Source organism: Agrobacterium sp. 22-214-1 (genome assembly GCF_053522465.1).
The window spans coordinates 23,685-36,812 of sequence record NZ_JBNWCK010000007.1 but is presented as its reverse complement, the minus strand read 5'-3'; the positions used below and the strand labels follow the sequence as shown (position 1 = coordinate 36,812).

General features: G+C 60.2%; 10 protein-coding genes. 5 read left to right on the top strand and 5 right to left on the bottom strand.

What is annotated here, in order from left to right; translation table 11 throughout:
• Window positions 1–83 precede the first annotated feature (83 nt).
• The 4 genes from ACQZ5G_RS21000 to ACQZ5G_RS20985 all read right to left on the bottom strand — a co-directional run bounded on the left by ACQZ5G_RS21000 (window position 84) and on the right by ACQZ5G_RS20985 (window position 4,840).
• Window positions 84–1,187: a hypothetical protein gene (locus ACQZ5G_RS21000; RefSeq protein ID WP_448738891.1), complete on the bottom strand. Its 1,104-nt coding sequence runs from the start codon at window positions 1,185–1,187 to the stop codon at window positions 84–86.
• A 226-nt stretch (window positions 1,188–1,413) separates the two neighbouring features.
• Window positions 1,414–2,952, bottom strand: a complete 1,539-nt coding sequence (locus ACQZ5G_RS20995; protein WP_448738890.1) for an ABC transporter substrate-binding protein — start codon at window positions 2,950–2,952, stop codon at window positions 1,414–1,416.
• Between the two features lie 126 nt (window positions 2,953–3,078).
• Window positions 3,079–4,059, bottom strand: coding sequence for a mannonate dehydratase (locus ACQZ5G_RS20990; RefSeq protein ID WP_003521785.1), 981 nt, complete (start codon window positions 4,057–4,059; stop codon window positions 3,079–3,081).
• Window positions 4,060–4,126: 67 nt separating this feature from the next.
• A complete protein-coding gene (locus ACQZ5G_RS20985) occupies window positions 4,127–4,840 on the bottom strand; it encodes a FadR/GntR family transcriptional regulator (RefSeq protein WP_003521787.1) in 714 nt (237 codons plus the stop codon).
• Between the two features lie 206 nt (window positions 4,841–5,046).
• On the opposite strand from ACQZ5G_RS20985, the gene ACQZ5G_RS20980 reads away from it, so the two are divergent.
• From ACQZ5G_RS20980 to ACQZ5G_RS20960, 5 genes are all read left to right on the top strand, one after another.
• Window positions 5,047–6,075 (top strand): ABC transporter permease, encoded by a 1,029-nt coding sequence (locus ACQZ5G_RS20980; RefSeq protein WP_448738789.1) that lies wholly within the window; start codon window positions 5,047–5,049, stop codon window positions 6,073–6,075.
• Window positions 6,072–6,971 (top strand): ABC transporter permease, encoded by a 900-nt coding sequence (locus tag ACQZ5G_RS20975; protein ID WP_020809292.1) that lies wholly within the window; start codon window positions 6,072–6,074, stop codon window positions 6,969–6,971. Before ACQZ5G_RS20980 ends, ACQZ5G_RS20975 begins: the two co-directional genes overlap by 4 nt.
• Entirely contained in the window at window positions 6,958–7,803 is an 846-nt protein-coding gene (locus ACQZ5G_RS20970; RefSeq protein ID WP_003505590.1) for an ABC transporter ATP-binding protein, read from the top strand. The genes ACQZ5G_RS20975 and ACQZ5G_RS20970 overlap by 14 nt, the downstream gene beginning before the upstream one ends.
• Entirely contained in the window at window positions 7,800–8,537 is a 738-nt protein-coding gene (locus ACQZ5G_RS20965; RefSeq protein WP_448738788.1) for an ABC transporter ATP-binding protein, read from the top strand. Before ACQZ5G_RS20970 ends, ACQZ5G_RS20965 begins: the two co-directional genes overlap by 4 nt.
• A gap of 289 nt (window positions 8,538–8,826) precedes the next feature.
• Window positions 8,827–10,893 (top strand): ATP-dependent helicase, encoded by a 2,067-nt coding sequence (locus tag ACQZ5G_RS20960; RefSeq protein WP_448738787.1) that lies wholly within the window; start codon window positions 8,827–8,829, stop codon window positions 10,891–10,893.
• Window positions 10,894–10,952: 59 nt separating this feature from the next.
• Here ACQZ5G_RS20960 and ACQZ5G_RS20955 read toward each other — a convergent pair whose 3' ends face one another.
• Complete coding sequence (locus ACQZ5G_RS20955) at window positions 10,953–13,124, bottom strand: TonB-dependent siderophore receptor (protein ID WP_448738786.1); 2,172 nt, start codon at window positions 13,122–13,124, stop codon at window positions 10,953–10,955.
• Window positions 13,125–13,128: the final 4 nt, after the last annotated feature.

Here is a 13,128-nt window from a genome sequence, read left to right as displayed (position 1 = left end):
GTACAGAAAGGAACGGGCCGCACGCGGCAGCCCGTAAGCTTTTTTTTCGCGCGCGGCTCGACCCGGACTATAGGAAAGGCCGTTTATTTCCAGCTTCGATAATCGGCTGCGGTACATCCGAAAGGCGCAGGGCCATCGGAGAAACGCTCCTGCAGACGGGCGCATCCCCACTCGTTAATTGCTGCGGGCATCATGTTGTTGAGGTCCATGCCGGGCGAGTTGAACTGCGACGGGGCGCTGGTGACGTACCACAGCCAGTAACCGATAACCGCGACGACGATGACGGCCACGATGGCAACGAAAGTCCCCAGTCTGCGCAGGAGGCCCGGCCCTTTGCCAATCGTCGCACCCGGAGCCGAGGCGCCCTCCGGCGTCTGGTTCGCAAGCATCGGGGCAAGCGATGCGAGGGCCTCCGCCCTTTCCTGCTCCGATAGCTCGATCCGCTCCAGCCGATCATCGAGCAGAACCGGCAGCGCGGTCTTGCCGTGCCAGACCGCCAACGCAACATCGTGTTTTCCGTTATGACCAACGACGACCGGGATTCGCCCCCTCTCCAGATGGGTGAAGGACTGCCGCTTGGTCTTATCTTCTCTGACCGTATCGGCATAGGTGACGAAGAGACGACTGCGTTTTTCGGCAACCGCCGTCAGCGCCACCGGAATGACGGTCAACGGTGCGGGTTTGCGCAGCTGCAGGCGAACCCGCAGGACCCGGATAAGCGTGAACAGCATCGCCAAACTGCCGAAGCCGAGCAGGGCAACGAACACGCCAAGCGTGATGATGCGGTTCCAAAGCATGTCGAGGCCCAGCGAAATCGTAGCGAGTTCCGGGTTCTTCGCGGAGATGACCAGTCCGGTTTCATAATCGCCGGAATGGAAATCGACGAACATGACCTCGACATCCTTCTTGTAGCTCACGCCCGCATGGTCATAGGAAAGATCGGCCTCACAGGTCGTGAAGATCGCCTTGCGCGTCTTGCAGCTACCGCTGATATCGCCGTTTTCAATCTCCAGCGGATCTTTGCTGATCTGATAGTCGCGCAATATGCCCGGACCTTCGGCGACGAGCATGACGACCGTGATTACCAGAAGCACCGGAATGGAAAAATAATAGGCTGCCGGCACCGAAATGACGCCACGTTTGAGGCTCAGCGGCCGCGACGGAAGTTTTATCTGTGCAAGGTTCATGGTCGTCAACGCATTCTTCGGGAGGTGGGTGAGCGGAGTTCACGACTCTCGCCCGACGGAAGGAATAGTCATCGGACGATCTAACCCGATGAAGTCCTTGAGAAAACCCCCGAAATTCCGGGATAACGACGATAATCCACCGCATCGGCCGGGCTTCCCGCCTGGCCGCGAATAAAAAACGGGCGGTAAAACCGCCCGTCAGGTTTTCGGAGGCTGTGGTTTGCCCTTAGTCCTTCGTGACCTTTTCCAGCCGGGTCGTCTGACTGGGATGCCCCACATAATCCTTCACGCGCGCATTCAGCACGATCGGCTCAAACCTCTCGAACATCGGCAGCACGGCCGGCTTCTGGGCGACGAACATTTCCTGCATCTGGGTGTAGATTTCCCCGCGCTTCTTGGCGTCCGGCTCCAGCGAAGCCTTTGCCGTGAGCGCCGTCAGTTCCGGAATGTCCCAGGCCGAGCGCCAGACAAAATTGCCGGCATTGTTGGCGGCCAGCGAATTGTCGGGGTTGCTGGAAAACTGCTCCATCGAGCCCAGCACATTCGGCATATAGGCGCCCGTCTGCGGAATGAGCAGATCGAAATCCCGCGCGCGGTGGGCGGCGATCACGTCCGAACCGTTACCCTGCTGGATGTTGACCTTGATGCCGATCTGGCTGAGTGAGGCCTGGATCGCGGTGGCGAGATCGATGCGCGGCGTCTGCGCGATCGTCTTCAGATTAAGCGTGAAGCCGTTCTCATAACCGGCCTCCTTGAGGAGGGCCTTCGCCTTCTCCACATCGAGCTTCCAGTCCGGGCTCGGAATGGCGTATTCGAAGTTTTCCGGCACCGGCACCGTACGTGCCCGGCCATAAGGACCCATGATGGTCTTTTCCATGCCCTTGTAGTCGATGCCATAGGCAATCGCTTCGCGGACCTTGGGGTTGGACAAGGGCTCCTTACCGGCATTCATGGACAGGACGTAGAAGCCGCCCGTCGGCACGCGCTGGATCTGGAAGCCTTCCTTGTTGTTGAAGATTGCAAGGTCGGCAGCCGTCAGCGCACTGGCGATGTCGATATCGCCGCGCTCCAGCATCAGGCGCTCCACCTGGCTTTCCGGCACATGCCGCACGATGACGCGGCGCATTTTCGGGCTGCCGGCCACATAATTCTTGTTGGCCTCGAGGATGATGATCTCATTCGGCGACCAGCGATTGAGCGTAAAGGGACCGGAACCGGCGGAATTGGTTCTCAGCCAGCCATTGCCCCAGTCGCCATTGCTTTCATGCGTCTTGAGCTCCTTGCTGTCGACGACGCTGGCGATGACCATGGCCAGACGGTAAAGAAGCAGCTCGGACGTCGTTTCGCCGGAAAGATCGATGCGTACCGTTTTTTCATCCGGCGCGCTCACCAGCTTGTCGACATTATCAGCATTATAACCAACGCGCTTGAGGTTGGCTGCGGCCGCCTGGTTCATCTTCAACAGCCGGCTGAGCGAATAGACGACATCTGCCGAGGTTACCGGATTGCCCGAGGCGAAATTAGCCTCGCGAAGATGGAAGGTGATGCCCTTGTCATCTATCTCCCAGCGCTCGGCAAGCTGCGGTGAAACCTTGCCCGAACCATCGACCGAAATCAGACGGTCATAGAGGTTGGACATGATTTCGTTGGCTTTTCCTTCGGTGGCCTGATGCGGATCAAGCGACAGCACCTGAGCCAGCGAGGTTCCGATGACAAGCTGGTCATTCGGTGTTTTGGCCACGGCCGGCGCTGCCTGCACCAGCATGGCGCCAAGGGCCGTGGTGAATGCGAGACGGATCAATGATTTTCTCATACCTGCTCCTCCTACAGATCGGTAATTCATGTTTGTGAAAAAGCCCGCGACGCAGCGGGGCGTCGCGGGCCAGAACGGTCAAAGATGTTTATTATCAAGCGCTTCTATCAAGGCGGCGATGTAGCCGTAGCAGAAGGCGAAAGCGACACCGACGGCATCGCGCCCGGCAATCGTCGGCACATGGTCTGGCATGATCATGTAGCGATAGCCGAGTTCGTGATAGAGTTTCAGCGAACGCACCATGTCCATGTCGCCCTCATCGGGGAATGTCTCCATGAAGGAGAGTTTGCCGCCGCTGATATTGCGGAAATGGACGTTGAAGATCTTGTCGCGACTGCCGAACCACCTGATAATGTCGTCGATTTCCTCGCGCGGATTGTCGAGCATCTCGCCGATCGACCCCTGGCAGAAATTCAGGCCATGATAGGGGCTCTCGCGCATCTGCACGAATTTCTTCAGCCCTTCGACCGTGCCGAGAACACGGGTGACGCCCCTGTAACCCGGCGGGGTATAGGGGTCATGCGGATGGCATGCCAGGCGCACGCGGTTGCTTTCGGCCACCGGCACCACACGCTCGAGGAAGTAATCGATGCGTTCCCAGTTCTCGTCTTCGGAAAGAACGCCCGCGAGACCCGGCGCTGCATCATGGTCCGCCTTGTCCCAGCGCCAGGCTTCATTGAGCGAGCCGCCGCGGCCGCGCTCCATTTCGGTGCGCGGAATGCCGATGAGGTTGAGATTGTATTTCGCGGCAGGGATTCCGGCCCTGGCGATATTCTCTATCATCGTGCAGACGGCATCGATCTGCCGGTCGCGATCAGGGCCGGCAAGCAGGATATCGGGATACGACGCCTGTTCGATGGGCCGCGACGGCAGCGGCAATTGCACCATATCGAGAACGAGGCCAAAGCTTTCGACCTTGTCACGGTGGCGCTCAAAGTCCTCGAAAGTCCAGCTCGCGGGCTTTCCGGGCGGATCCGCGTTGATATTTTTGACGCCGAGCTGCGCCCAAACCTTAAAATCCTCGTCATCGCGCGCAGCAACCTGGGTGCCGACATACATCGATTCTCTCCTCTCTCCATGCAAGTCATCATATGACATCGCATGAAATAAGATGAGTGTCGAGATGCTATTGCGCTTCTGATAGCAACCTGTATCGGCGCTGGCTCGCAAGCATATGTTCGCGCATGGCTTTTCGCGCCGCTTCCGGATCCTGTTCGACGATGGCGCGCAGGATTGCCTCGTGCTCGGCCTGCACTTTGCGAAGATAATTCGCATCGCCGGTTTCCGGCAGCGTCGGGAACTGCCCGCGCGGTATGGAGCGCGAGCCGAACTGACGCAGAGCCTCCAGATAAAAGCGGTTATTCGTGGCAATGGCGATAGCCGTATGAAACTCGTAGTCGGCATCGACGGTGGTTTCACGCGCATCGATGGCGCGGGCCATTTTCCGGTGCGCCGCAGAGATTGCGGCCTCCTGCTGGGCTGTGCGGCGATAGGCGGCGATTGCCGCCGCCTCCCCTTCCGTCGCAAGTCGGAACTCCAGCATTTCCAGCGTTTCCGCAATGGTTCCGACTTCGGATTGCGTCAGTTTAACGCCCGCCCATTCACTGGCATTGCTGACGAAAACCCCCTTGCCCTGGATGGGAACGACATAGCCGGCGGAACGCAAATCCGCGATCGCCTCGCGAACCACGGTGCGGCTCACGCCGTAGCTGCGTTCAAGCTCCGGTTCGGTGGGAAGTTGATCGCCGTTTTTCAGTTTTCCACTGCGAATTTCTGCGCTGAGATTATCGATGATCTGTTGTGCCCGCCTCTCCCGCGGCCTCGCTTTGTCGCCCATCATGCCACTCTTCCCTCTTGCAGAATACGAATCCCTTCGCTACTCATATTATGACATTGCCGCACATCATATGTTTTCATGTTAGCTCATGGAGGAGTTGGGATGAAGTACCATCAAGAGTTTTTGCAAAGGAGAATTGCGCGTCTGCGGCGAGCAGTGCGCAATGCCCCGGCCGCTGACGGCGTTCTCACAGGGAAGTGCGGCCAGCAATGACGGAAATCTCACTGCGCGGGCTTGGACATCGTTTTCTGCAACTGATCGTCAGCCTCTTCATCCTGCTCTGCATCACCTTCATCATCGGCCGGGTCATGCCGAGTGATCCTGTCGGGGCAATCGTCGGCGAACTTGCCGATCCCAAGGCCTATGAGGCCATGCGAGCTCGGTTGGGGCTCGACCTGCCGCTTTACCAGCAATTCTTCATCTATCTGCGCGGCCTGCTGCATGGCGATTTCGGCATTGCGATCCTGACCGGCAACCCCGTTACCCGCGATCTGGCGCAGGCTTTCCCCGCCACTTTCGAACTCGCCACGCTGGCGATCATCATCTCGACAGTCGTCGGCGTCCCACTCGGTCTAGCCGCCGCCCTCTTCCGCGACACCTTCATCGACAAGTTCGCGCGCGTTTTTGCGCTGGTGGGACATTCGATACCGGTCTTCTGGTTCGGCATCGTCGGGCTGGTGATTTTCTACGCGAACCTCAACCTTGTCGCCGGCCCCGGTCGGGTCGACGTCTTCTACGAAGGCCTCGTGGAGCCGAAAACGGGATTGATGCTCGTAGACACCCTCCTTGCGGGCGAGACGGAAATCTTCTGGAATGCGCTTGGACACATTATCCTGCCGGCTATAATCCTCGCCTATATGGCCATGGCCTATATTACCCGCATGACGAGGGCCTTCACCCTCGAACAGCTCAGCCAGGATTATGTCATCGCGGCACGGGCCAAGGGTGTCAGCCCCGCGCGCACCATAACCCGCCATGTGCTGCCCAACATCGCCGTGCAGCTCATCACCGTTCTGGCGATCTCCTATGGCAACCTGCTGGAAGGCGCCGTGGTCACGGAGATCGTCTTCTCCTGGCCCGGCATCGGCCAATACATGACGAACGCGCTGCTCATCGGCGACATGAATGCGATTCTGGCCGCCACGATCGTCATCGGCTTCATTTTCATGTTACTCAACTTCCTCGCCGATCTGGCCTACACCACGCTCGATCCCCGTACACGGGAGGCCGTACGATGACCGATATCGCGCACAACAATACCGTTGATCGTCCCAGCGCCCTGTCGCGTATCTCGACCACCACCGCGCGGACACTTCGAAAGCTCGCGGATGAACCACTTGGAATGTTCGGCTTCGCCATTCTGGCCATTCTGGTTCTGGTCGCAATCTTTGCTCCGCTCATCGCGCCCTACGATCCTGCGCGTCAGGCTCTGGAAAACGCGCTTCAACCACCCAGCTGGACACATCTGGCCGGAACCGACGAATTCGGCCGCGACATTTTCAGCCGGCTTGTTTACGGCACCCGCATCACCATCCAGACGGTACTCTCGGTCTCGGTCATCGTCGGTCCTATCGGCCTTGCCATTGGCGTGATGGCCGGTTTCTTCGGCGGGCGAACCGACGCGATCCTGATGCGCGCAACCGATATCGTCCTGTCCTTCCCCTCGCTTGTGCTGGCGCTTGCCTTTGCGGCCGCCATGGGCGCCGGCCTCGGTACGGCGATCATCGCCATCTCGCTGACGGCATGGCCGCCGATTGCGCGTCTTGCCCGGGCGGAAGCGCTTGTCGTGCGCAATACAGACTACGTCGCCGCCGCCCGTCTCTATGGCGCCTCGCCGCTGCGCATCCTGTTTCTATACATTGCGCCGATGTGCATTCCCTCGGTCATCGTTCGCCTGACGCTCAACATGGCCGGCATCATCCTGACGGCCGCTTCACTCGGCTTTCTCGGTCTGGGAGCCCAGCCGCCGCTACCGGAATGGGGCGCGATGATCTCCAGCGGCCGTAAGTTCATGCTCGACTACTGGTGGGTCGCCGTCATGCCCGGCATCGCCATCCTGCTGACGAGCCTTGCCTTCAACATCGCCGGCGATACGCTGCGCGACCTCCTGGATCCGCGTCATGCCCGTTCCTGATAGCTCCCCCATTCTTTCGGTCCGCGACCTCAATGTCCGTTTCGGCCGCAACACCATTCCGGCCGTGTCCAACGTCAATTTCGATGTCGGGCGCGAAAGGGTCGGCATCGTCGGTGAGTCCGGCTCGGGAAAATCCACCACCGGCCGGGCCGCCATGCGGCTCCTGCCGAAAAGCGCCACGGTGACGGCGGAGCGGATGGATTTCCTGTCCGAACCGCTGCTCGAAAAATCCGAGCGCCAGATGGGCGCGATCCGCGGCAGCGAGATGGCGCTTATCATGCAGGACCCGCGTTATTCGCTCAATCCGGTCCTGCCGATTGGAAAGCAGGTGGCGGAGGCCGCCGAACTGCATCTGGCGCTGACCGGAAAGGCGGCGAGAGGTGCAGCGCGCGACATGTTGCTGCGCGTGCGCATCAACGATCCCGACCGCGTGATGGCGCTTTATCCGCACCAGATATCGGGCGGCATGGGGCAGCGTGTGATGATCGCCATGATGCTGCTCGCCAAGCCGAAGCTGGTCATTGCCGACGAACCGACCTCGGCCCTCGACGTCAGCGTCCGCAAGGATGTGCTTTTGCTTCTGGACGAGATGGTCCGCGAGAATAATTCCGGCCTGATCCTCATCAGCCATGACATCCGCATGGTCGCGGCCTTCTGTGAGCGCGTGCTGGTCATGTATGGCGGGCGCGTCGTGGAAACGCTGACGAAGCTGGAGGATGCGCAACATCCCTATACGCGGGGTTTGATCGCGGCGATGCCCGATCCCCGCAATCCGGTGCGGCGTCTCAAGGTGCTGGACCGTCAGGCTATCGATGCGGAGGTGATGCGATGATCACGGTAGACAAGCTCGACGTCGTCTACGGCGCAAAGGAAAACCGCAATCACGTCGTGCGCGGCGTCAGCCTCACGGTCAACAAAGGTGAAACGCTCGGCATCGTCGGTGAGAGCGGCTGCGGCAAGTCGACCTTGCTGCGGTCGCTGGCGGGGCTGGAGGCCGGCTGGACCGGCTCCATCAGCTTTAACGGCAAACCGGTCGGCAAGACCCGCAGTCGCGACGAACTGAAACTGGCGCAGATGGTGTTTCAGGACCCCTACGGTTCGCTGCACCCGCGCCACCGCATCGGCCGGGCGCTCGCCGAACCGATCCGCGCCATGGGACTTGGCGATGGCTGGTCGAAAGTGCCTGCCGCCCTGCAGCAGGTGGGCTTGCCCGCACATTTCGCCGAGCGCTTCCCGCATGAACTTTCCGGCGGCCAGCGCCAGCGCGTGGCAATCGCCCGCGCGCTGATCCTCGAACCGCCGATCCTGCTGCTCGACGAGCCGACATCCGCGCTCGACGTCTCCATCCAGGCCGAAATCCTGAACCTGCTTGCCGACCAGCGCGAAGAACGCGACCTCACCTTCGTTCTCGTCAGCCATGACCTCGCGGTGATTGCCCACATGTGCGACCGCGTGCTGGTCATGCAGAACGGCGATTTTGTCGATGAGCTGACCAAGGCCGATCTTGAAGCGGGCATTACCCATTCGGCCTATTCAGGCGAGCTGTTCGAAAGCAGTTTCCTGTAACGATCACCCCCACAACACTCACACCGGGCGACCCATCCACGGCCGCCCGCCTTCTCCCGTGGCGCGATTTCGGGGATTTCGCGGGCGACCTTTTGGGCCGATAAATTTCACCACCGACTGCGCTCGAACCACCGGAACAATGCGTTCAGCATTTGTTCTGGATTGCTGTTTGAGTCTTTGCTAATCATTGCGACGACAGGGCAGACAATGGCCGGACATTCCGACGACTGCCATCTCTGAACAAGGTTCTCACCCGTGGGGACAGGCAGGTTATCTAAGGATTGCTGGCATGGCGGTTGCCTATCTGGAAAAGCTCAACGAACAGCAACGCAAGGCGGTGGAACATGGCGTTGGGCTGGCAGACGGGCACACGGCCGGGCCGCTGCTGATCATCGCCGGGGCCGGTTCGGGCAAGACCAACACGCTCGCCCACCGTGTTGCGCATCTGATCGTGAATGGCGCCGATCCCCGCCGCATACTGCTGATGACGTTTTCCAGACGTGCCGCCACGGAAATGTCGCGGCGGGTCGAGCGTATCTGCAAACACGTTATCGGGGCGAATTCGGCAATCATGACAGACGCGCTGGCCTGGTCCGGCACGTTTCACGGCATCGGCGCGCGTCTGTTGCGCATCTATGCCGAGCAGATCGGGCTCAACATCGATTTCACCATCCACGACCGCGAGGATAGCGCCGACCTGATGAACCTCGCCCGGCACGAGCTGGGTTTTTCCAAAACCGAAAGCCGCTTTCCAACGAAGGGTACGTGTCTTGCGATCTATTCGCGTGTGGTGAATTCCCAGACGCCGCTCAAGGAGATATTGCGCCAGCATTATCCCTGGGTCGCCAACTGGGAGAGCGAACTCAAGGAACTGTTTGCAGCCTATGTGGAGGCCAAGCAGGTCCAGAACGTGCTCGATTACGACGATCTCCTGCTCTACTGGGCCCAAATGGTCAGCGACCCCGTTCTGGCGGACGATATCGGCAACCGCTTCGACCATGTGATGGTCGACGAATATCAGGATACCAACCGGCTTCAGGCCTCGGTGCTGATGGCGCTGAAGCCCGGTGGCCGCGGGTTGACCGTGGTGGGTGACGATGCGCAGTCGATCTATTCCTTCCGGGCGGCGACGGTGCGAAACATCCTCGATTTTCCGGCGTCCTTCAGCCCTGCTGCCGACATCATCACGCTAGACCGCAACTATCGCTCGACGCAGCCGATCCTTGCGGCCGCCAACGGCGTCATCGATCTGGCGCGCGAGCGGTTCACCAAGAACCTCTGGACCGAGCGGCAGTCGCTGGAGCGCCCGAAACTCGTGACGGTGAAGGACGAGACCGAACAGGCGAATTTCATCATCGACCAGATCCTCGCCAACCGCGAAACCGGCATGACGCTGAAACAGCAGGCCGTGCTGTTCCGCACCTCCAGCCATAGCGGCACGCTCGAGGTGGAACTGACCCGCCGCAACATCCCCTTCGTCAAGTTTGGCGGTCTGAAATTCCTGGACAGCGCCCATGTGAAGGACATGCTGGCCGTGTTGCGCTTCGCGCAGAACCCGCGCGACCGCGTCGCCGGCTTTCGGCTGCTGCAGATGCTGCCCGGCATCGGACCGAAGAAGGCCGGCAATATTCTCGATGCGATTGCGACAGACCCCGAGCCGCTGCTTGCCCTTGCCGAAATTCCGCCTCCGCCGAAGACGGGCGACGACTGGACAGCCTTCACGCAAATGCTGGTGGGCCTGCGACAGGCGCCGAACGACTGGCCGGGCCAGATCGGGCAGGCGCGACTGTGGTACGAACCCCATCTCGAGCGCATCCACGAGGATGCGGACACCCGCAAGGCCGATTTGCTGCAGCTCGAGCAGATCGCCGGCGGCTACCCCTCACGCGAGCGCTTTTTGACCGAGCTGACGCTCGATCCGCCGGACGCCACCAGCGATCAGGCCGGCGTGCCGCTGCTTGACGAGGACTACCTCAGCCTCTCCACCATCCATTCGGCAAAAGGCCAGGAGTGGCGTTCCGTCTTTATCCTGAATGTGGTCGATGGCTGCATTCCCTCCGATCTCGGGGTCGGCACCACCCAGGAGCTGGAGGAAGAACGCCGGCTGCTTTATGTCGCCATGACGCGCGCCAAGGACAGCCTGTCACTTATCACACCGCAACGCTTCTTCACCGGCGGGCAGAACCAGCAGGGCGACAGGCATGTTTACGCCGCAAGAACCCGCTTCATCCCGGCGACATTGCTGCAATTCTTCGAAACGATGACTTGGCCACTGGTATCGGCTGCCGCTTCCGAACGCAGCGCGCAGCAGATCCGCATCGATGTGGGTGCGCGGATGCGCGCCATGTGGAAATAAAAAGCGGGGCGTTCACCCCGCTCTCATGACTGGCGATTGTTTTCCGCTCGACGCCGTTGTCAGAACTTCACGCTGGCCGTGAGGCTGACATTGAAGGGCTCGCCCACGGCATTGGCATAGCTGGTGGAGCCGATGGACGAGGTGTAATAGGTCTTGTCGAAGATGTTCTTCAGATTGAGCTGCAGCGTCACCGGCTTTTCGAACTGAAGCGTGTAAGTGGCGAAGGCGTCGAAGACCGCATAGCCCGGCAGATTATAGGAATTGTCGTTGATGCCGGCGCGCTCACCCACCGCCCGGACGCCGCCGCCGATGCGCAGCGTATTGCCGTTCGGACCGACCTCGCCGACATCGTAGGCAAAGAAGAGCGAGCCGGTGTGGCGCGTCACATTCGGCAGGCGCTTGCCGGCATAGGTGGGATCCTCAAGCACCAGCGCATCCGTATAGGCATAGCTTGCGATGAGATCGAGATCGTCGGTCAGGCTGCCGGCAATATCGACCTCCACACCGCGCGAACGGACGAGGCCGGCGGCCTTCACCGTCGAGACGCCGCCGACATCTTCCGAATAGGCGACATTGCGCTTGCGGGCGTTGAACAGGGCGATATTGGCGTTGAGGCCGGCGAAAAGATCGAACTTCGCACCCACTTCGTAGGAGATGCCCTCTTCCGGATCGAGCCCGCCATAATAGGCGCCGATGGATGATTGCGGGCGGAAGGTTTTGGCCACATTGGCATAAAGCGAGGCATTCGGAGTGAGCTTGTAAACCAGACCGGCATTGGGAATGAGTTCGCCGCCATCCTTCTCGGTATTGACGACGAAGGGACGACCCTTGCCGGCATAGATGTCGTAATACTGGTAACGCAAACCGCCGACCGCGATCCATTGATCGTTAAGATGCAGGGCGTCCTGCATATAGATCGAGGCGGTGGAAAGCTCTTCCGTCTGGTCGCTGTCGACCGCTCTCACCGTGGTGCAGACCGGCAAGCGGCCATAGACGGGATTATTGACGTTGAAATTCGTGGAATTCGCGCATCGCAGCATGTCGGTGCGCAGGGTATCGCTGTAGTCATAGGACGCACCGAACAGCAGGTCGTTGCGCAGCCCGCCGATTTCGGCCTCGCCCGTCAGATCCGCCCGCACCGCGTGATTGTAGATCGTCGAATATTGCGTCGCATCGGCCCGTCGCGTTACCTGCCCCGTGCGGGAATTATAGCCCATCACGCGCGCCTGATTGTCCGAATATTCGTTGCGGCTATAGGCGTAATTCAGCGACAGCTTCCAGTCATCGGAGAGTTGGCGGTCTATGGCGATGCTCGCCAGATCGGATTTACCGTCGGTGATGTTATAGGCTTCATCGAGGCGCAGGCGGCGGCTGACATTGATCGCCCTGCCGGTCGCCGGATCGAAGATCGTGCCGCGATCGAACGGCACGCTGTAATCCTCATGCATGTAGGAAACCGTAATATCGGTGTCCTCGCCGCTCCATTTCAGCGAAGGCGCGATCAGCCAGTTCTTCTTCTCACCGAAATTACGCCAGTAATCGCTGTTTTCCCCCTCGCCGATCAGGCGATAGGAAAAATCCGTGCCCGCAATCGGGCCGGTGACATCGAAACCGCCCGATGTACCGTACTTACCCGCACCATAAGCGGAAAAGCGCGAATAGGCCTCCGCCGTGAATGTATCCTCGGGCTTCTTCGTCACGACATTCACCATGCCGCCCGGATCGAGAATGCCGTAAAGCGTGGAGGCAGGCCCCTTCAGCACTTCCACCCGCTCGACCGTATCGTTGAAGGAGTGCGGCAAGGCCGTCTTCAGCCCGTTGACGAGGATGGAGCCGTCGCGATTATCGCCGAAACCACGGCGGATGACGGCATCTTGCGTACCGCCCAGCGTATTTGCCTGGGTGACGCCGCTGACATTGGCCAGCGCTTCGTCCAGCGAGCGCGCCTGCTGGTCGCGCAGCACCTCGGCCGTCACCACATTGACCGATTGCGGAATATCGAGGATCGGTGTTTCGGTACGTGTCGCCGTGCCCGTCGTCACCGGCTGATAACCGCGCGCACCTTTTTTGACATCGGCATTGACGGTTATGGTTTCGAGCACGGTCGTCCCGTCAGCATTTTTCTTCGGTGCCGCACTCTCCTGCGCATAAGCAGGCAGGGCGACCCCGGCCAGAAGAAACGCCAGCAGCGCCCGCGAGCGCACCCCAATGATCATCGAACCGTCATGCATCGTA